This is a genomic window from Vreelandella boliviensis LC1 (genome assembly GCF_000236035.1).
Lineage (GTDB): Bacteria > Pseudomonadota > Gammaproteobacteria > Pseudomonadales > Halomonadaceae > Vreelandella > Vreelandella boliviensis.
Window position 1 is genome coordinate 1,030,240 of sequence record NZ_JH393257.1, and the last position, 18,349, is coordinate 1,048,588.

Annotated in this window: 20 protein-coding genes and 1 CRISPR repeat array (1 of these 21 cut by a window edge); of the genes, 14 read left to right on the forward strand and 6 right to left on the reverse strand. The window is 55.0% G+C overall.

Annotation, left to right across the window (positions count from 1 at the left end; genetic code table 11):
- From KUC_RS19935 to KUC_RS04505, 5 genes are all read left to right on the forward strand, one after another.
- A partial coding sequence (locus tag KUC_RS19935; RefSeq protein ID WP_244264738.1) for a TOBE domain-containing protein occupies positions 1 to 317 on the forward strand: 317 nt, incomplete at its 5' end.
- A gap of 129 nt (positions 318 to 446) precedes the next feature.
- A complete protein-coding gene (locus KUC_RS04490) occupies positions 447 to 1,691 on the forward strand; it encodes an RNA polymerase sigma factor (protein ID WP_040479508.1) in 1,245 nt (414 codons plus the stop codon).
- 82 nt (positions 1,692 to 1,773) lie between these two features.
- On the forward strand, positions 1,774 to 2,247 hold the full coding sequence (locus tag KUC_RS04495) for a VOC family protein (RefSeq protein ID WP_007111917.1): 474 nt from the start codon (positions 1,774 to 1,776) through the stop codon (positions 2,245 to 2,247).
- Positions 2,244 to 2,627, forward strand: a complete 384-nt coding sequence (locus KUC_RS04500; protein WP_007111918.1) for a YciI family protein — start codon at positions 2,244 to 2,246, stop codon at positions 2,625 to 2,627. Before KUC_RS04495 ends, KUC_RS04500 begins: the two co-directional genes overlap by 4 nt.
- A 2-nt stretch (positions 2,628 to 2,629) precedes the next feature.
- On the forward strand, positions 2,630 to 2,998 hold the full coding sequence (locus tag KUC_RS04505) for a DUF1428 domain-containing protein (RefSeq protein ID WP_007111919.1): 369 nt from the start codon (positions 2,630 to 2,632) through the stop codon (positions 2,996 to 2,998).
- Between the two features lie 96 nt (positions 2,999 to 3,094).
- On the opposite strand, the gene KUC_RS04510 is transcribed toward KUC_RS04505, so the two are convergent.
- Complete coding sequence (locus KUC_RS04510; RefSeq protein ID WP_141243445.1) at positions 3,095 to 4,741, reverse strand: bifunctional metallophosphatase/5'-nucleotidase; 1,647 nt, start codon at positions 4,739 to 4,741, stop codon at positions 3,095 to 3,097.
- 187 nt (positions 4,742 to 4,928) lie between these two features.
- On the opposite strand from KUC_RS04510, the gene KUC_RS04515 reads away from it, so the two are divergent.
- The 6 genes from KUC_RS04515 to KUC_RS04535 all read left to right on the forward strand — a co-directional run bounded on the left by KUC_RS04515 (position 4,929) and on the right by KUC_RS04535 (position 9,322).
- Complete coding sequence (locus KUC_RS04515) at positions 4,929 to 6,092, forward strand: glycosyltransferase family 4 protein (protein WP_007111921.1); 1,164 nt, start codon at positions 4,929 to 4,931, stop codon at positions 6,090 to 6,092.
- Positions 6,055 to 6,609, forward strand: coding sequence for a phosphatase PAP2 family protein (locus KUC_RS04520; protein WP_007111922.1), 555 nt, complete (start codon positions 6,055 to 6,057; stop codon positions 6,607 to 6,609). Before KUC_RS04515 ends, KUC_RS04520 begins: the two co-directional genes overlap by 38 nt.
- A 923-nt stretch (positions 6,610 to 7,532) precedes the next feature.
- Positions 7,533 to 7,664 carry an entericidin A/B family lipoprotein gene (locus KUC_RS04525; RefSeq protein ID WP_040479510.1) on the forward strand — a complete coding sequence of 44 codons (132 nt, stop codon included), beginning with the start codon at positions 7,533 to 7,535 and terminating at the stop codon, positions 7,662 to 7,664.
- A gap of 5 nt (positions 7,665 to 7,669) precedes the next feature.
- On the forward strand, positions 7,670 to 8,197 hold the full coding sequence (locus KUC_RS04530) for a YqiA/YcfP family alpha/beta fold hydrolase (RefSeq protein ID WP_007111924.1): 528 nt from the start codon (positions 7,670 to 7,672) through the stop codon (positions 8,195 to 8,197).
- A gap of 89 nt (positions 8,198 to 8,286) precedes the next feature.
- Complete coding sequence (locus tag KUC_RS19560) at positions 8,287 to 8,460, forward strand: DUF6435 family protein (RefSeq protein ID WP_007111925.1); 174 nt, start codon at positions 8,287 to 8,289, stop codon at positions 8,458 to 8,460.
- The gene (locus tag KUC_RS04535; protein ID WP_007111926.1) at positions 8,444 to 9,322 is read left to right on the forward strand and encodes a ChaN family lipoprotein; all 879 of its coding nucleotides are present in this window, start codon (positions 8,444 to 8,446) and stop codon (positions 9,320 to 9,322) included. The genes KUC_RS19560 and KUC_RS04535 overlap by 17 nt, the downstream gene beginning before the upstream one ends.
- Before the next feature lie 22 nt (positions 9,323 to 9,344).
- On the opposite strand, the gene ntrC is transcribed toward KUC_RS04535, so the two are convergent.
- The 4 genes from ntrC to glnA all read right to left on the reverse strand — a co-directional run bounded on the left by ntrC (position 9,345) and on the right by glnA (position 14,215).
- On the reverse strand, positions 9,345 to 10,772 hold the full coding sequence (ntrC, locus tag KUC_RS04540) for a nitrogen regulation protein NR(I) (RefSeq protein WP_007111927.1): 1,428 nt from the start codon (positions 10,770 to 10,772) through the stop codon (positions 9,345 to 9,347).
- On the reverse strand, positions 10,769 to 11,827 hold the full coding sequence (glnL, locus tag KUC_RS04545; protein WP_040480268.1) for a nitrogen regulation protein NR(II): 1,059 nt from the start codon (positions 11,825 to 11,827) through the stop codon (positions 10,769 to 10,771). Before glnL ends, ntrC begins: the two co-directional genes overlap by 4 nt.
- Before the next feature lie 272 nt (positions 11,828 to 12,099).
- Complete coding sequence (locus tag KUC_RS04550) at positions 12,100 to 12,654, reverse strand: DUF4124 domain-containing protein (RefSeq protein ID WP_007111929.1); 555 nt, start codon at positions 12,652 to 12,654, stop codon at positions 12,100 to 12,102.
- 154 nt (positions 12,655 to 12,808) lie between these two features.
- Positions 12,809 to 14,215 (reverse strand): glutamate--ammonia ligase, encoded by a 1,407-nt coding sequence (gene glnA, locus KUC_RS04555; RefSeq protein WP_007111930.1) that lies wholly within the window; start codon positions 14,213 to 14,215, stop codon positions 12,809 to 12,811.
- Positions 14,216 to 14,749: 534 nt separating this feature from the next.
- Between glnA and KUC_RS04560 the strand changes: the two genes are divergently transcribed.
- Positions 14,750 to 15,373, forward strand: a complete 624-nt coding sequence (locus KUC_RS04560; RefSeq protein ID WP_007111931.1) for a hypothetical protein — start codon at positions 14,750 to 14,752, stop codon at positions 15,371 to 15,373.
- A 47-nt stretch (positions 15,374 to 15,420) separates the two neighbouring features.
- On the opposite strand, the gene KUC_RS04565 is transcribed toward KUC_RS04560, so the two are convergent.
- Complete coding sequence (locus KUC_RS04565; protein WP_007111932.1) at positions 15,421 to 16,452, reverse strand: acyltransferase family protein; 1,032 nt, start codon at positions 16,450 to 16,452, stop codon at positions 15,421 to 15,423.
- Positions 16,453 to 16,605: 153 nt separating this feature from the next.
- Between KUC_RS04565 and KUC_RS04570 the strand changes: the two genes are divergently transcribed.
- On the forward strand, positions 16,606 to 17,547 hold the full coding sequence (locus KUC_RS04570; RefSeq protein ID WP_007111933.1) for an alpha/beta hydrolase: 942 nt from the start codon (positions 16,606 to 16,608) through the stop codon (positions 17,545 to 17,547).
- A 59-nt stretch (positions 17,548 to 17,606) separates the two neighbouring features.
- Positions 17,607 to 17,912: a hypothetical protein gene (locus KUC_RS04575; protein ID WP_007111934.1), complete on the forward strand. Its 306-nt coding sequence runs from the start codon at positions 17,607 to 17,609 to the stop codon at positions 17,910 to 17,912.
- A 146-nt stretch (positions 17,913 to 18,058) separates the two neighbouring features.
- Positions 18,059 to 18,349: a CRISPR direct-repeat array (repeat unit 28 nt; unit sequence TTTCTAAGCTGCCTGGGCGGCAGCGCAC); it runs 518 nt beyond the window's last position.

An 18,349-nucleotide genomic window follows, 5' to 3' on the forward strand; every position in this document is an offset into this window, starting at 1 on the left:
ACCTGAAAACACCCGGCGCCAACGGCCTGCTGGATAACCTGCCCGAAGGCACCGATACCGTCGGCATTCGCCCGGATGATATGCACTTAACGCCGCCCACAGCGCCCCACTTAACTGTCGACTCTACGCTTGCGCTGTTTGAAGCCGCCGGGGCCGAAAGCCACCTATACGTGAACCTCGCCGGTAGCGACCAGCCCACGGTGATCCGCGTCTCGGGGCAACCCCCGGTCGCCGAAGGCGAAACCCTGCGCTTCTACGTGCCCCGCGATGCGCTGCACCCGTTCAACAGTGCCACGGGACAGCGCACAGGGGATTGAAAGCCAACTCCCAAAAAGCATGACAATAAAAAACAAGTCAACGGAGCCACCATGCGCTACGTTTGAGATAACGAGCAGCACGCGTGCCTGCTGCTCACCTAGCCTGTTATCCAAGTAGCGTACGGATCGATGAGTACTGAACCTTTATACGTGGATGGCCTGTATCGCGATCACTCCCGGCGCGTGCAGGCGACGTTGATCCGGCTGCTGGGCGATTTTGAGCTTGCCGAAGAAGCCATGCAGGATGCCTTTGTGGCGGCTGTCCAGCAGTGGCCGGTTAACGGCAGGCCTGACAACCCCACGGCATGGCTCATTCGCACCGGCTACCACTGCGGAATCGACCAGATTCGTCGGCGCAGTACTGCACGCCGTCGAGCTCACTTACTGTTACCCACAGAGCTGCCACCTACAGCAGAGGCGCTGGATCTTGAACCCACCACTATCGAAGACGACGCTTTACGGCTGCTGTTCACCTGCTGCCACCCAAGCTTGAGTATGGAAGCGCGGATAGCCCTGACGCTTCGCGAGATGTGCGGCTTGACCACGGAGCAGGTAGCCAGCGCCCTGCTGTTGAAACCTACCACGCTGGCACAGCGGATCGTGCGCGCCAAACGCAAAATTCGCGATGCGCATATCCCTTATGCGGTGCCACCCCAGGAAGAGCTGCCCGAGCGCCTACCCGATGTGCTCCAAGTCATCTATCTGGTTTTCAATGAAGGTTACTCACGCAGCACGGGCGCCAGCGTGGTCGATATCAACCTAACCCAAGAGGCTATGCGATTGGGAAATGAGCTGGCACGGCTACTGCCCCAGGGGGAAGTATTTGGGCTAATGGCCTTGATGCTGCTTAATGATGCCCGTCGGGAAGCACGCCAGGATAGCGACGGTGAGCTGGTCACCCTGGATGCCCAGGACAGACGCCTATGGCGCCAGGAAGATATCCACGCTGGTATAGCATGGTTGGAAAAAGCGCTGGCGCTCACCCCTACCGGGTACTACACCCTTCAGGCGTCGATTGCCGCCGTACACGCCCAGGCTAGCCGAGCTGAGCAGACCGATTGGGGGCGTATCGTCAGGCTCTACGATGCTCTCTGCCGACGTTTTCCATCGCCGATCCTGGCGCTAAACCGTGCGGTCGCCATTGCCATGAATGGTGCGCCCGATATCGGCCTGAAGTTACTCGACGACATCGCCCATCACCCACAACTATCCCGCTACCATCTATTTTATGCCGCTAAAGCGGATTTACTGCGGCGCCAGGGCCAGCATGAGGCCGCGCGCGATGCCTATCAACAGGCGCTGCAATTGGCCACCCTGGATCCAGAAAAACGCTTTTTGCACAGAAGACTGGCTGAGCTAGAACACTCCCCATAAAAAAATGCTTAGGCTGTGTCGATTCAAGACGACGTCAAACGACTAAAGAGAGTCACTACCCTGACCATCCAGGAGACTCTCAATGAAATTCCCCCAAGAAGATGCCCGCTTACCCGATTCAATGAACGTGCACGTTGCCTTTCCCGGCACCTGCCGGGAAGCCATGCAGTTCTATGCTGATGTTACCGGCGGGCAGTTGGAGTGTCTGTTGACCTATGCTGAGACACCGGCCGCTGAACACTCCCCGGCGGAACTCCATAACCGCATCATCCACGCCTCTTTGAACCTACGGGGTCGACGCTTAATGGGCGCCGATATGGCGGCTGACTGCTATACACCACCGCAAGGGGTAGAGGTTCAGTTGGAGTATCAGGATATCGAGCAAGCCTCACGCACCTTTGCCCAACTGGCAGAGGGTGGAAATATCTCAATGCCGTTTGAAGAGACCTTCTGGTCACCAGGGTTCGGCATGGCAACCGACCGTTTTGGTGTTCACTGGATGGTTAACGTTGCGTCAGACAACTGCCCCTTAGCCACTGAAGGAGACGCCCCATGAAGTACGTAGCGCTGGTGTATTACCAGGAACAGATTATCAACGCCATGAGCGAACAGGCGTGGCAAGACCTCAACCAGGAGTGCATTGCTGGGGTAGAGCGCCTGAGCGCCAGCGGCCACTACCTGGCCGGGCAGCCGTTACAACCGACAGAGACGGCGACCACCGTGCGCGTGCGCGATGGTGAAACGTTAATCTCGGACGGCCCTTTCGCAGAAACAAAAGAGCAACTGGCGGGCTTTTATCTGCTTGAAGCCCACGACTTGAATGAGGCGCTGCAGCTAGCTAGCCGCATCCCACCGGCCCGGCTGGGCAGCATTGAAGTTCGCCCTGTTCGAGAACTGCCACCTAAAGCAGCACCCCAAACAGAAATAGGAGAATAATCATGAATAATAACGCCTACCCCTATGTCGATGGTTTCGTCGCTGCCGTGCCCAACGCTAATAAAGCTGAATTTATTGAACATGCCCGTGCCGCGGCCGTTGTGTTCAAGGAGTATGGGGCGCTCCGCGTGATGGAGTGCTGGGGCGACGATGTGCCCGATGGGGAAGTCACCTCCTTCCCCATGGCGGTTAAGCGTAAGGATGACGAGACGGTTATTTTTTCCTGGATAGAGTGGCCATCCCGCGCCGTGCGCGATGAATCCATGCCCAAAGTCATGCAGGATGCTCGCCTGCAGATGGACGCTAACCCAATGCCATTTGATGGTAAGCGTCTCATTTATGGAGGCTTTGCAAGCATCATCAACGAGTAAGCATTAATTAGTGGCCCAGAAAAACTACTCCGAATCGTCCTGGGCCACATCCTCTTCAACTACATCCTCTAGAACTGTAGCCTCTAGAACTACAGCCTATTGAGCTACATCAGTGATCCGCCCTTCAACTTGGTAGAACACTTCTTTGCGTTCCAGCATATAGTCGCGCAGCATTTCCCAATCCGTACTCTCGATAATAGAACTGGCGACAATGGTGTTACGGCCATCAGCGTAAGCTTCTCCGAGTACCGTATGGCTGTCGCCACCAGCGGCAGTAAAGTTATTGGTGGCGATGGTATAAGTGCGCTCTGGATCAACCGCCTGCATCGCGCCTTCCCGGGCAATGTTGAGGCTGATCACCCGTTCACCTGGTGGCTCGCTGCTGTCATAGGTCAACGCCACGCCTGCTGACACCTGCAGAAAACCGCCGTTCTCATCGGGCGCATTGGCCAAGGCAATTTCAAAGGTTTCCAGCAGTTCTGCGCCGGTGACGTCGAGCAGCGTTAGGCGATTGCCAAACGGCTGTACGGCGATTAAATCGCCTACGGACACATCGCCCCGCTCAATCGGTTCGCGGATACCGCCGCTATTTTGTATCGCCATGACCGTCTCAGGCGCCACCTGCTGCGCAGCATGCAGTTGGGCATCGGCGATTAAATTACCCAGTGCAGTTTCATTGGCTCGCACGCTCTTTTCATCGCCGCTTCCGTGGCGCGGGTTAGCTAACGCGGAGATCACCTTTGCGCCGATCAAGGTATCCCGCAGTGTTTCGATCTCAGCGGTGTAGGGTTCAAGCCGCTTTGCGGCATCAGCGTCCGCTTCGCGATCGTCGGTAGCGAGCAATTCACCGCTTGCATCAACCACGACGCCGTCCTCGTCGAAGGTGACCTGTATCACGCCAAGGTGCTGGCCATACTCGCCAGCCTGGCCAATCACCGTCGGTGATGGGAGCGCCTCACCCGCGCGGCTCTCACTAAGCAGCCTAGGCGGCGAAACCTGGCTATGGCTGTGGCCGCCAATAATAATGTCGATGCCTTCGACGTGTTCAGCCAGCAGCAGGTCATTGCCTACGCTAGGGTCGCTGTCATAGCCCAGATGGGTAAGGGCAATAATTTTGTTAACGCCCTGCTCTTCAAAGCTTGCCACCATGGCTTCAGCCGCCTGGCGATAATCGCTAATGGTGACGTGGCCAGGGCTGGATATCGTCTCGCTGTCCTGTGTGCTTAACCCAAAGATGCCGATTGGCTCACCGTTATGCTCAACAATAATGCCGTCATAAAGCGTCCCCGCCTGAGGGTCAGCGCTGACTGACTCTCCCAGCATGCCAGCAAACTCTGGGCCCTCTGAAAAGTCCAGATTGGCACCTAAAATGGGAAACTCGGCGCCTGCGAAAAACGTCGCTAGCGCCTGGTGGCCCTGCTGCGGGTCACGCAAATCGAACTCATGGTTGCCCGGTACAAAGGCGTCGTAACCCATTAAATTCATAAATTCCAGCGCGTCCTGGCCCTGAAACTCAGTGAAATAGAGTGTGCCCGAAAAGATATCACCAGCTTCTAGCAATAATCCTTCGCCATAGGTCTCCCGCGCTTCATTCAGCGTGGTGATTAAATAGGGATACTGATCGGTACGTCCGTGTAGATCATTGGTGTGAAACAGCGTCAAGGTAAAGTTATCAGCAAAGGCGGGAGGAACGGTGACGAATAACGCTGTCCCTAGCGCCATGCCATAATGATGAAAACGCATTTGCATGACTCCATTCATAACAGTGTTCAGATACCTTAGCAGTAAATCGAACCGACAGGATAAAGACCATTGTTGCTGTAGCACTTCGCCTATCTAAGCATGTCATCACTTATTCACCTGTTTGACGCGGCAGTGTCACTCTTCCCGCCCACACTGTATGAAAACGTGATAAAGGGATGAATCGCTCATGCGGCTCTGCATCGTTAGTGAAACATGGTCACCGGACATCAATGGCGTTGCCCATACGCTTAGCCGGTTAAGCTATGAACTTAACCGGCAAGGAGTACCGGTTGATGTGATTCGCCCGCGTCCACGGGTCGCGGGTAATGCTACCGGTATTAACCGCGAGCTACAGGTGCAGCGCCTTGCCTTACCTGGCTACTCAGATGTGCAGGTAGGGCTGGTTAGGCCCGCTACGCTACGCCGCTTTTGGCGCCAACATCGTCCCGACGTTATCTACTTAGCAACCCAAGGCCCTCTCGGCTGGGCGGCACGCCAAGCGGCGCGGCAACTCAATATCCCTCTGGTAGCTGGCTGGCACACCAACTTTGACCACTACTGTGAAGATTACGGCGTCACGTGGCTGGCGTCTTCTACTCGGCGCTACCTGCGCTACTTTCATAACGGCTGTGCCCTAACGTTGGTGCCTACCCACCAGCAAGCAAAAGCGCTTCAGCGCCAGGGGATTCGTGGTGTCGATGTCCTGTCACGCGGGCTAGATGGCGAACGCTTCTCACCCCACCATCGCGATGCTGAATTGCGCCAGCATTGGGGAGTTAGCGAGCATCAACCGGTGGCCCTTTACGTTGGCCGGTTAGCCGCGGAAAAAAATCTCACCTTGCTACATGAAAGCTTTCAAGCCATGCGCGAGGTGCGGCCCGATATCGCTCAGGTAATCGTCGGCGATGGACCCGCACGGGCACAGTTGGAAAAGGTGCTGCCCGATGCCCATTTCACCGGTTTCGTGGGACAGGAATCGCTCGCTCGCCACTATGCCAGCGCCGACCTATTTATTTTTCCCTCGCTTTCAGAAACCTGGGGGAATGTGGTGGCGGAAGCCATGGCCAGCGGCTTAGCAGTGGTCGCCTATGATCACGCGGCCAGCGCTGAACTGATTAGCAGCGGTCATAACGGTGTCACCGTACCCGCTGGAAATAGTGCCGCTTTCCAACAGGCAGCGGTGGAGCTGTGCCAACACCCTGCTGACTACGCTCGCTTAGGTCGAGTAGCACGTTTACGGGCACTTGAGCAGAGCTGGACGGGGATCGCCGAGCAGTTTTTGAGTTACTTACACCAAGCCCAGGAGGCTCATCATGCGCCCGCGTCCGCTTGTCGTATTCGACCGTCTTGACCTGCTGGAGTGGCAGTTCTGCCAGCGTATATCGCGGCTATCGATCTACCGCCCCTGGCGAATCACGCTTCAGGCCGCCAGCCGCTTAGGCGATTGGCCTGTTTGGGTGCTACTGATTCTCGCCCAGCCCTGGCTGCAGCCCAATGGTACTTGGCGTGTCTTGCAGTACAGCGTCATCGCCCTGTTTGCCGTGGCGGTTTATCGGCTAGTAAAAACCCGCTTATGCCGTGAACGGCCCTTTATTACTTACGGAGAGGGCATGGACGGTGAAGGCATTGAGTGCTGTGAACCGGCCCGCGACCGTTACAGTTTCCCCAGCGGCCACACCATGCACGCAGTGATGTTTAGCGTCTTAGTCGCCGCCCACACGCCCTGGCTGCTGCCGGTGGTGTTGCCATTAACGCTACTGATAGCGATCTCGCGGGTAGGGTTAGGGCTGCACTATATAAGCGATGTACTGGCAGGGGCCGCGATGGGCTACGCCTTTGCCTTGGCCAGTCTCTATTGGATGGGGTGAAGCGAGTCATTGTCACTTTATAAATTGTCACTTTATAATCAGCCGACGCAAAAACGCCCGCATAAGCGGGCGTTTTTGCTTTAAAGCAAATAGTTAGACGTCAGGCGGTATATCATCACACTCATCAATTCTAGCCATGAATGATGTCTTAAACATCATATACACGCCCAGTCCTGAAAACCCTAAGAACAAAACAAACATGCATAACATCAATGCCATCGCCATAATCTTGTCCCTGATGGTGCGCGGTCGTTACGTTGACGTTTTCTAACCGCTGCCTTTTGATTTCATCGTAGGATAGACCAAAACAACGCATTAATCTGTGCGGTAGCGATCCGTGAAAGTGCGGCACAACCAGAGGCACCCCAAAAGAAAATGTAAATCAATTGCTTATAGTAAATTACGCACGCAAAAAAACCACCTCATTTTAACGAGATGGTCATTTTGCATCATTCCAGTCCCTTGTTTGATGAGCAGCGCCTCCTTGCGCTGCAACCAGTGAATGAGCTAAGTGTCCTTTAACATCCTGTTCGTTTTTCGGCTTCCTGCCTTCCTTTTAACTGTTAGCCCACTCACTCAGTTACTGGTGAAAAGTCTCAAAATGGCTAGCGTTGAGTAACTGAATTTTTCGCTAACTGGCTAGCACCTGAACAGTACTTGCAGGCAATGAGCCAACTTGTGCCAAAAAATATAAATTTCATTCAAAAACAACAACTTAAAAAAATAACAATTGATAAGAAAATCTCTTACAGCCCTGCTTACCATGTATAGAAGTGACACATGCGACATAACCACACGGGTTTGGGGCACACTGTTAAGCCCCTTGTGTCTAAACACATTGAAAACCGTAGCGATTCATCACGACAGCGGTTATTTTCTAGCTATTAACTGCCTTTTAATCGCATGCCTTCAAGGAGGCCTCTATGAAACATACTATCGTCCTTAGTATCGTAGTGATGGTGACACTGCTGCTCGTGAGTGGCTGTAATACCATTCGTGGTGCGGGTGAAGACCTTCAACAGGGTGGCGAAGCTATCCAGCGCGCAGCGAGTTAAACGTTATGATGACTGTTTATTTATCCCACGGCCTTGAGAGCGGGCCAGGAGCACTAAAAACCCAGGCGCTGAAAGGCGTTGCGGAAAAGCTGGATGACTGTGAGCCGGTGGTCATGGACTATCGAGACATAGCAGAGCCTAAGCTGCGTCTGCAACATCTGCTAAGTGTATTAGCCGAGCGCGGTGACGACCCTGCCCGGTGTGTGATGGCAGGCTCAAGTTTGGGGGGCTGGCTAAGCGCGGCGGTGAGTGCTCAAAAGCCGGTGCTGGGCTGCTTTCTGCTAGCACCCGCGCTGGGCTTAGCCGACTACCCAGAAACGTCACCGACTATTCAGGCCCGGCACACGCATATCATTCACGGCTGGCGGGATGATGTCGTCGCCCCTGAACCGGTCATCGAACGTGCTCGCCTGCAGCGTCTATCGCTGCGGATGGTAGACGACGATCATCGCTTGCATGCCAGCCTGGAGACTATTTTGTGGGATTTTGAGCGCTTTTTACATCAGTGCAGCGCGCCTGAACAATACGCTTAGCAAGCCTAGCTAAAACAAACATTCGACACGAGCGCCAAAAACCTATACAAATAATGTACACCAGAGTGCCTATAGAGAGGAAATTGCTTATGTTAGGTATGTTTAAGCGCGACCCCAAAAAGAAACTTCAGCAAGAGTATGAGCGCAAACTGCAAGCCGCCATGGAGGCTTCACGCAATGGCGATATGCGCGCCAATGCCACGCTTACCGAAGAAGCAGAAGCGTTACTTGCCGAGATCAGGCGCATTGAAGCGACACAGTAACCTTATTGACCGTGGACAACGCTATGGCTCACTAGCGGCTTTAGCGCTGGTTAACCTGCTGCCCAGCGTCACTTTGGCGGCCTGCCCAATCCCAGGGCAGTGGTGGCAGGAAGAGCAGCCACTTGCCAGTAGTGATCTGCTGCCGACTGTGGCCCAGCAACAAGTGGTATTGCTCGGTGAACAGCACGATGAAATAGCCCACCACCGCTGGCAGTTGCATACCCTAGCGGGGTTGCATGCCCTTCGCGATGATTTGGTGATTGGCCTGGAGATGCTACCGCGCAGCGCTCAGCCGGCCCTTGATGCCTGGTTCGCCAGCGAATTAGATACCGATGCTATGCTTGAGCAAACTCAGTGGGACGAAGCGTGGGGGTTTGATTCAACGCTTTATATGCCGATTTTAGAGTTTGCCCGGATGGCAAAAATTCCGTTGGTCGCGCTTAATATCGCCCCCGACCTGCGCGAGCGGCTGGTCAATGATGGCTGGGAGCGCGTGCCCGCTGATGAGCGCTATGCGATCACGCCGCCACAGCCCGCCAGCGCCAGTTATCGCTCACGGCTCACCGAAGTGTTTAATCAGCACGCCATGGGTGATGACCCTGAATCGCTTGAGCGTTTTATTCAAGCCCAGCTCACCTGGGATATCGCCATGGCCCAGCGCTTGGCCGAAGCCACAGAGAGCGGCGCCCTGGCGGTGGGCTTAATGGGGCTAGGCCATGTGACCTACAACGAAGGCGTTGCCTATCAGCTAAACGCCTTGGGCGTTAGCGACACCGTTAGCCTGCTGCCCTGGCAAATGAGCGACTGCTCCTTGCCCGACCCCACCCTAGCCGATGCGGTATATATACTCGCTGACGACTAGGAGCCTGTCTGACTTCTAACGTTTACTCGTCAGCGAGTGCCGGTAGCAACGTTTTCAGTTTACGCGTGAGCGTATTGCGCCCCCAGCCTAGCAGCTCGGCGGCTTCACCTTTGCGTCCACCGGTGTGTTTTAACGCCGTCTCAATCAGAATCCGCTCAAAATCAGGCACCGCTTCTTCTAGCAGGTGGGTATGGCCTTCGGCCAGGGCATGATCCGCCCAGTCGCGAAACGCCGTGCGCCAATCACCGTGGGCACTACTTTCGGAAGCGCTGGTTGAACGCAGTTCCGGCGGTAGATCTTCAACCAGAATTTCACGCCCCGACGCCATCACGGTCAGCCAGCGGCAGATATTCTCTAACTGACGCACGTTACCGGGCCACGGCAAGCGTGTCAGATGAGCCTCAGCTTCGCTGGTCAGCACCTTGATGTCGGTGGTCAGTTCTTTCGCCGCCTCGGCTAAAAAGTGCCGGGTTAAGCGAGGAATATCTTCCCGCCGCTCGGCAAGCTTGGGCAGGTGGATACGGATTACGTTCAAGCGGTGAAACAAATCCTCCCGGAAGCGACCATCGTCCACCAGCACTTCTAGATTTTGGTGGGTAGCGGCGATAATACGCACGTCCACTTTGACCGGTGTATGCCCACCAACGCGATAGAATTCGCCATCGGCCAATACACGCAGTAAGCGCGTTTGGGTTTCAGAGGGCATATCGCCTATTTCATCTAAAAACAGCGTGCCGCCGTTGGCCTGTTCAAAGCGCCCCTGGCGCTGCTGGGCCGCCCCGGTGAAGGCGCCTTTCTCGTGACCAAACAGTTCAGACTCAATCAAATCGCGGGGAATGGCCGCCATATTAAGCGCAATAAATGGCTTACCCTCCCGCGGGCTATGCTGGTGAAGCGCCTGGGCAACCCGCTCTTTACCGGTACCCGACTCGCCGTTAATCAACACCGTGATATGAGAGTGGGAAAGGCGTCCAATAGCGCGAAACACTTCCTGCATGGCGGGCGCTTCACCGATAATTTCGGCGTTCAAGCCTTCCGGCACGGTGACCGGGCGCTGGCGTTCACGGGCGTGGGCCACGGCGCGGCGCACCAGTGCCAGGGCCTCGTCAACGTCAAACGGCTTGGGCAGGTACTCAAAGGCTCCGCCCTGGTAAGACGCCACAGCGCTGTCCAGGTCGGAGTGCGCCGTCATCACGATCACCGGCAGGTCGGGATGCGCTTCGCGTACCCGGGACATCAAATCCAGCCCATCAATACCCGGCATGCGGATATCGGTCACCAACACATCGGGTGGGTTTTCCAGCAAGCGCGGCAGGGCAACGTCGGCACGCTCAATACACTCAACGTCAAGGTCGGGTTGCGCCAACGCGCGTTCCAGTACCCAGCGGATAGCGCGGTCATCATCGACAATGACCACCCGCGCAACATCATTACGTGCAGCCTCAGTCATGACGCTTCTCCGGTGAAATTAACAACCATGGGAATCAGTAAACGAAATTCGGTGTGTCCAGGGCGCGAGTCGCATTCGATCAAGCCTTGATGCTGGTGCAAAATCGACTGGGCGATAGAGAGCCCAAGACCGCTGCCTTCCGCGCGCCCCGACACCATGGGGTAAAACAGTGTTTCTTGCAGCGCAACGGGAATGCCGGGGCCGTTATCGATGACCGCGACCTCACTGACCAGCCGATGGCGTTCAGCGCCGAGGGTGAACTGGCGACGGGCGCGGGTGCGCAGTATTAAGGAAGGTTCCGGCGTTTGCGCATCGCTCATGGCCTGCACTGCGTTGCGAGCCACATTGAGTACCGCCTGAATCATTTGCGACTCATCGCCGGAGAGGTCGGGCAGGCTGGGATCGTAATCGCGGCTGATCATCACGCAAGGGTGCTCGGCAATCAGCAGCGCCCGTACCCGCTCAAGCACTTTGTGAATATTGACCGGCTCGTGCTTAAGAATACGGTTAGGGCCGAGCATGGAGTCGACCAGATCGCGCAGCCGATCCACCTCTTCCACAATGATATGGGTGTATTCCCGCAGCGCTGGGTCGTCTAGATCCCGCTCTAATAGCTGTGCCGCCCCGCGGATGCCACCAAGGGGATTTTTGACTTCGTGGGCAAGCCCGCGGGCCAGCACCTTGATGGTCTCCTGGCGGGTGGTTAGCGCCTCTTCACGGGAGATCTGCATCAACCGATCCCGCGGTTCTACCTCTAGCAGCAACTCATCTTCGGATAACGGCGTCACCGTGTAGTCAACCGTGAGCGATTCACTATTAAGCGGGGTAATGCGCGCTTCACGTTGGGTATAAGGGTGAAACGCATCCCGCGCCTTGGCTAAGACATCATCAATGCTTTCATCGCCGCCGAGTAACGTATCCAGGCTGATCCCGTGAACACGGCTAAGGCTGACCGCTAACAAGGCTTCAGCAGCAGGGTTCATCCAGCGCACACGCAGCTCACCGTCTAGCAGCAATACCGCCGTGGTGAGATGTTCAAGCAAACGCTGATGCATAGTGGTGTCCTGAAAAATCACGTCTTCCATCGCCGTTACAGACCTACAGGTGGATGATCAATGAGGGAACTGCAAAAAGCGCGCCAACTATGCATCTATGCCCATTTGCACGGCTTGCGGGCATCGCAGCGGGAGAAAGCGAATTGTTTTAGCGCACTCACTGTGTCATATGCACCCTTTAATGCACCATTTTAGTGCGCAAGGTTTTTAAAAGGGAAGTTTTGCAAGGTAGGTTAATGAATCCAGGCTCTAGTGTTTTTCATAAACCGCTTTTAAGGAACCGTAATCGTCACCACTGCCGTGCGGTGCTGCAAACGCTGACTGCTATCCAGTAGCTCTGCTTGAAGCTCGTGCCGCCCTGGGGCTAGCCCCGTTAGCCAAAATACGTCGCTTTGCAGCGCTGTCTGGCTGATGCTGCCATCCACTAACAGGCGCACCAGGTGGTCGTCGCGCAACGGTGGCGCAATGGCCACTTCCACCGCGGTCATTCCCTCTTCCACCCGTGCGCCTTGCTGGGGCAGAGCGATCGAGAATTGGTCATAGGGCATAAAGGGCTGCCCCGGTTTGCCCCGTGGTCGTGCATCAGCAGCTGTTGCGGCACTGGGATTGGCGAGCGCGGCGCTTAACGCTGGCGGCAGGCTTGGCAACGGCGCCAACTCCAAGGCCTTGCCACCGCGGCCAGGGTTATCGGTGAAGGTAACGTTGCCATGCTCATCGGTCACCCGGTAAACCGTTTGCCCGAACGCCGTAGCGGCACTGCCAGCGATCGCTACGCCCAAGACAGCAGCCAGCAGGCTACTCACCGCTAATGAATTGATCTTACTCATAGCACCCCTTGCAACGCTGCCCAGTCCCAGTAAACAAAAAACCCCGCCGAAGCGGGGTTTGAGTACTGTTTTTAACAACCTCTGCCACCGCAAGAGTGATGGTAGCAGCTAGCCGTTAATAGCGCTGTTTAGCAGCTGTACTTAACAGCCGTACTTAACAGCTATAGTACATATCAAACTCAATCGGGTGCGTGGTCATGCGAATACGCTCCACTTCTTCCATCTTGAGTTCGATGTAGGCATCGATCATTTCGTCGGTGAATACGCCACCTTCGGTCAAGAACGCACGGTCAGCGTCGAGGGCTTCCAGTGCTTGATCCAGGCTGTGCGCCACAGTCGGTACAGACTTGCCTTCTTCTGGCGGCAGGTCGTACAGGTTTTTGTCCATGGCATCGCCAGGGTGGATCTTGTTCTTGATACCGTCGATACCGGCCATCAACATGGCAGAGAATGCCAGGTAAGGGTTGGCGGTCGGATCAGGGAAGCGAGTTTCAACGCGCTTGCCTTTCGGGCTTGCCGTGTAAGGAATACGGATCGAAGCTGAGCGATTACGGGCGCTGTAAGCCAGCATAACCGGCGCTTCAAAACCTGGCACCAGACGCTTGTACGAGTTGGTAGAAGCGTTAGTAAAGGCGTTCAGAGCACGGGCGTGCTTGATGATACCGCCGATGTAGAAAAGCGCCATTTCAGACAGGCCAGCGTACTCGTCACCGGCAAACTGGTTTTGGCCATCTTTCCAGAACGACTGGTGTACGTGCATGCCCGAACCGTTATCGCCTACCAGCGGCTTCGGCATGAAGGTCGCCGTTTTACCGTAAGCATGCGCCACGTTGTGAATCACATACTTCATTTCCTGAACTTCGTCAGCTTTCTTCACCAGCGTGTTGAATTTAACGCCGATTTCGTTCTGACCCGCGTTAGCAACCTCGTGGTGGTGAACCTCGACGGTCTGGCCAATCGCTTCCAGGGTGTTACACATCGCACCACGGATATCGTGGAAGCTATCCACCGGGGGTACCGGGAAGTAGCCGCCTTTAACGCGCGGACGGTGGCCTAGGTTGCCACCCTCTACCTGATTATTGGTCGCCCACGCACCTTCGTCAGAAGTGATTTTATACATGGAGCCCTGAATATCAGACTTCCAATGCACTTCGTCAAAGATGAAGAACTCAGGCTCAGGGCCGAAAAACGCGGTATCACCCAGACCAGTAGACTCTAGATAAGCTTCAGCGCGCTTGGCGATGGAGCGCGGATCACGATCGTAGCCCTGCATAGTGGCCGGCTCGATAATGTCGCAGCGCAGAACCAGCGTTGCGTCTTCGGTGAAGGGGTCGAGGTAGCCAGTACCATCTTCCGGGCTCAGAATCATGTCGGATTCGTTAATGCCCTTCCAACCTTCAATAGAAGAGCCATCAAACATTTGGCCATTCTCAAAGAATTCCTCGTTCACATCGCGAGCAGGCACGGTAACGTGCTGTTCTTTACCGCGAGTGTCGGTGAAACGCAGGTCTACCCATTTAACATCGTGTTCTTCAATTAGCGCGAGAGTCTTGGCTGACATAGTGTCCTCCGGTATGAGCGTGGCTTAAAGCTAACGACAGTAAGCTACCGATAAAAGTGTTGTTCGACAAAATACGTGCTAAACCGCACGTTTGTCATTCTTGTTCACTCAACGTTTGCCTGACATTTATTAACAAATCGCTCAGCGAGCATTTCAGACCGGCTATCGTTTTAGCACGCCGCAAGGCTTATGCCTACGGCCCGCTTGCCGCTGCCAAATACAATGCAGAGAGCATGCCAACTCTGCACCAATATGGCATAAAAAAAACGTAAGCTCCTTTTTTATAAAGAATAAAAAAGTGAATCAGGATGCCTCTTGATGAGGCATAAAGGCTAAACTGGGTTTCTGTAGTCGCTTAAAAAACCTTTAACGCACCAAAATAGAACAAAAATAATGTTTAACGCGCCAATACGGTGCATTAAATATAATGAGAACTCTTTTTTAGCTCACTAACTTTTTTACTTGCTACCCAAATAAACCAGATACTACAATAAATTACAATTTGATAGGTTTGCTCACAATTGGAGTCGGCAAATGGGATCGGTCTGCTTTATTGTTGATGCCATGGTGACGGGTGAGATGCTGCCACGCCACTTAAAATCTATACGTGAATCCGGTGTTGCCGACCACTTACTGCCCATTTTGGTAACGGCCACTCAAGCACAGAAGCGCCTGAGCGCTATAGAGCAGCGCTACCACACTCATTCGCTGATTACGCCAGCGCGGCCGCTAGGAGTTCGCCTCAATAAAGCCGCATTTACCAGTCAAGCAGAGTGGCTAATCATTGCGCTGCAGAAAAAACCGCTGCCTGCCAACCTTTGGAGTTCGCTCTATCCACAGCTCAACACATACACTCTTGACGCCTTAATAATCGGCCTTACTCGGCCATCGCTGCCGGAACGTATCCTGCGGCGCTTATTGGCAAGTGCCTTGATTTTGCCACCTTACATTGCCGTTAGGCGAGTTTGGCTTGAGCGTTTGGGTGGGTTTGACCCTGAACTGGACGATGGCAGCGCGATAGATGATTTCCTGCAGCGCTTGCACGCCTGCCCCACCCGCTTAAAAAACTACAACGGGCACCTGCTTCGCCAAGTAGATACCCCAGACGCCACCTTGCTGCCTAACGCATCCGATGCGGCTTTCACACCACGCCCGTAATACGCGTTCAACCACTATTCTCTACCACTACCTTTACTAGCTAATTCTTACTGACTTACCTTCAATCGCTTGCCGAACAACATTGCGCCCAGTGTCGTGGTATTGGCAAGCTTATTAAGCCCCACCGACCCCACCACACCAACCCCCATCAGCACCAACGCATACACGCCAATGGGTAACGATAAAGGCTCGACAGCCAGATCGGCCAGCACAAAGAACATGGGGTGGGCCAAGTAAATACCAAACGAATATGCATTGATGTGGCGCACCCATAAAGGCGCAGGACGCCCGGCCAAGTAGCGCATGGCGCAAAGCGTGAACAGCACGAAGAAAGGGATCACCCACACCTCTTTGGAAGAGAACGCCAACCAGCCTGCAAAGGTAGCGGCGATAACCAGCGCCACCATTAACGCCAACCACACTGGGCGGGCCATTTGCCGCATCCAGGCAGGCCGCGCCAGCAACACACTCTCAGGGGCTAGCGGGTAGTAACGCACCAGCACCAGAGCAAGGAAAAACACATAGATCCACCCCAGCGGGGCAACCCACAGCAGGTAACCTGGCAGATCAACGTCAAACCAGTAGGCCAGGCCCCAATACGCCATGCTGATCACACAAGCGCCCCACAGCCACGGTACCGGGTTCAAACGCCACAGCTGCCAGCGGGTAAACAACCAATAGGCCACATAAAACTGCATCGCAATGATCAAAAAATAGCCATGCCAGCCCGCGTAGACATAATACTCAATGGCATTGGCCACCAACCCCACCGGCTCATCCGATGCCTGCAACCTTACCCATTCTGCCGTCGAATAAATAAAGCCATACACCAAGTAAGGCACCATCACATACTTCACGCGCTGGGCTAGAAAACCTTCCGGCACGGCCTTGTCGTAGCGAACGGCAAACACAAAGACAGCAATAAACAGGAAGATCGGCGTACCCAAAACCAGCGGTATGCGCATCAAATCGGTGGCAACGTTATCGAGGCGCTGATTAACGTGATCTAGCAGATGAAACAAAAAAACGGCTATACAGCCGTAAGCACGCAACCAGTAGATCTCTTCAATTTTTCGCATCGAGCCTCCCGCCGTTACCTACTCCTACCTTTGGCACACTGAATGGCAATGATGAATGGATTTGCTAACGGGTTCTCTTGTAAGGCTATGATGAACAACTAATACCGTCGTGCTGTCCGACCCCGTTGAACAGTTTTAATTCCCGGAGGAAACGTGTTCATCCCAAAGCCATCTTTATTTTCGTACCGATTTCACGCCTTACTCACCGCGTTTATTGGCTGGCTGACATTCAGTGGTCACTCATTCGCCAGCGAGGTTGAGCACCATCAGTTTTTCTCACCCACGCTCGGTTACGACTACCCCTACAGTGTCTATTTACCCGACCATTATGACGACCAAGCGACAGACGCGTATCCGGTCGTATATATGCTGCATGGCTCTTTTGGTACTGACCGCGACTGGGTTTCTCGCGGCAATTTACAGCAGGTGGCAGATAGGTTAATCGCCGCCGGGCATATTCCTCCGGCGGTTTTCATTATGCCCGGCAGCCGCAGTTGGTGGGTGGATGGCCACAATGAGCCCGCCCGCAGCGCGTTTTTTAACGACTTGATGCCTCACGTGGAAGCGACCTACCACGTGGGACAAGAGCGCCATCTGCGTGGCGTGGCAGGCCTCTCCGCCGGTGGCTACGGCGCGCTCAATTTTGCCCTGGAGCGGCCAGAGCTGTTTGCCGCGGTGGCCGCGTTAAGCCCTGCAAGCTACGCCCCACTTCCACCGCGTAACTCCACCGCCTGGCGCCATCCGGCATTCCGCAATGACCAGGGGCAATTTGATCGCGAGTTGTGGGAGTCTCTCAACTACACCGCACACCTGGAAGAGTATCGCCTGCGGGTAACCCCCCGTGGCACCCAAGATGAGGGCGACCTTTCCCCCGTACCGCTGTATATCAGCGCCGGGCGTAGCGATGTTTACGATGCTGAATTTCACGCACGCATTATGCGCCAAGCCATGGAGCGTATTCAGCCCAACGATGTGCGCCTAGACCTCTACCCAGGCGGTCATACATGGAAGGTATGGCGCGCCAGCCTACCGGCAGCGCTAAACTTCCTCTTTCAATACGTAGGGCAGGAAAAACAGCCCACATCCCCTCGTTGAAGGAACTACACTTAAGCCATACTCATCATGGCACTCTTATTTAAACAAGGAAGACAACGATGCATCAGCATATCGAATGGGACGAACCCGGCAACACCAGTGTTATGCAGTACTTTAAAAAACACCCGGATCAAAGCGGCCAACCCGACCCAGGCGACATTATTTCCGCCCGCTACCAAGGCGTCATGGTGCGCGTCAAAGTAGAAGCCTACCGAGAAGACGACGCGGTCAGCATTGGCGAAGTCGCCGCGATCATTGACACCAAAGGCGGCCGCCACCAAAGCCATAACAAGCTGGAAGTCGGCCATATCGTCCGAGTACCCGACGACAAACGCGCCCTAGAAGCACCGCCGCAAGAAGATTAACGCCTAGCATTGATCGAAATTCAGCAGTCACAGCCACCGACGCGGTGGCTTTTTTGTGAGGTTGAAGTGCCAATCGGCACAAGCGCATTAATGCCAAGGCACATCCCTTACACAGTCCGGGTGGGGAGACTCGAACTCCCCAACCTATTCTGAGCTGCCTGGGCGGCAGCGCACTCCGGTCACAACGGCGATGCCGGGCATCGCTTTTTCTAAGCTGCCTGGGCGGCAGCGCACGTGGCCCTGGTCAAATGCCCACAGCGCCCGGTTTTCTGAGCTGCCTGGGCGGCAGCGCACTTTTAAGGGTCAATTTCCCGCCGGCGGCACGTTTTCTGAGCTGCCTGGGCGGCAGCGCACTTAATGAATTTCTACAACGTTATTTTTGGCGATTTCTGAGCTGCCTGGGCGGCAGCGCACCGTGAAGGCACCGGCCTTGCCTT

Coding starts and splice junctions, on each gene's coding strand:
- KUC_RS04490 (WP_040479508.1), top strand. CDS start 447: ATGAGTACTGAACCTTTATACGTGGATGGCCTGTATCGCGATCACTCC.
- KUC_RS04495 (WP_007111917.1), top strand. CDS start 1,774: ATGAAATTCCCCCAAGAAGATGCCCGCTTACCCGATTCAATGAACGTG.
- KUC_RS04500 (WP_007111918.1), top strand. CDS start 2,244: ATGAAGTACGTAGCGCTGGTGTATTACCAGGAACAGATTATCAACGCC.
- KUC_RS04505 (WP_007111919.1), top strand. CDS start 2,630: ATGAATAATAACGCCTACCCCTATGTCGATGGTTTCGTCGCTGCCGTG.
- KUC_RS04510 (WP_141243445.1), bottom strand. CDS start 4,741: ATGCGTTTTCATCATTATGGCATGGCGCTAGGGACAGCGTTATTCGTC.
- KUC_RS04515 (WP_007111921.1), top strand. CDS start 4,929: ATGCGGCTCTGCATCGTTAGTGAAACATGGTCACCGGACATCAATGGC.
- KUC_RS04520 (WP_007111922.1), top strand. CDS start 6,055: ATGCGCCCGCGTCCGCTTGTCGTATTCGACCGTCTTGACCTGCTGGAG.
- KUC_RS04525 (WP_040479510.1), top strand. CDS start 7,533: ATGAAACATACTATCGTCCTTAGTATCGTAGTGATGGTGACACTGCTG.
- KUC_RS04530 (WP_007111924.1), top strand. CDS start 7,670: ATGATGACTGTTTATTTATCCCACGGCCTTGAGAGCGGGCCAGGAGCA.
- KUC_RS19560 (WP_007111925.1), top strand. CDS start 8,287: ATGTTAGGTATGTTTAAGCGCGACCCCAAAAAGAAACTTCAGCAAGAG.
- ntrC (WP_007111927.1), bottom strand. CDS start 10,772: ATGACTGAGGCTGCACGTAATGATGTTGCGCGGGTGGTCATTGTCGAT.
- glnL (WP_040480268.1), bottom strand. CDS start 11,827: ATGCATCAGCGTTTGCTTGAACATCTCACCACGGCGGTATTGCTGCTA.
- KUC_RS04550 (WP_007111929.1), bottom strand. CDS start 12,654: ATGAGTAAGATCAATTCATTAGCGGTGAGTAGCCTGCTGGCTGCTGTC.
- glnA (WP_007111930.1), bottom strand. CDS start 14,215: ATGTCAGCCAAGACTCTCGCGCTAATTGAAGAACACGATGTTAAATGG.
- KUC_RS04560 (WP_007111931.1), top strand. CDS start 14,750: ATGGGATCGGTCTGCTTTATTGTTGATGCCATGGTGACGGGTGAGATG.
- KUC_RS04565 (WP_007111932.1), bottom strand. CDS start 16,452: ATGCGAAAAATTGAAGAGATCTACTGGTTGCGTGCTTACGGCTGTATA.
- KUC_RS04575 (WP_007111934.1), top strand. CDS start 17,607: ATGCATCAGCATATCGAATGGGACGAACCCGGCAACACCAGTGTTATG.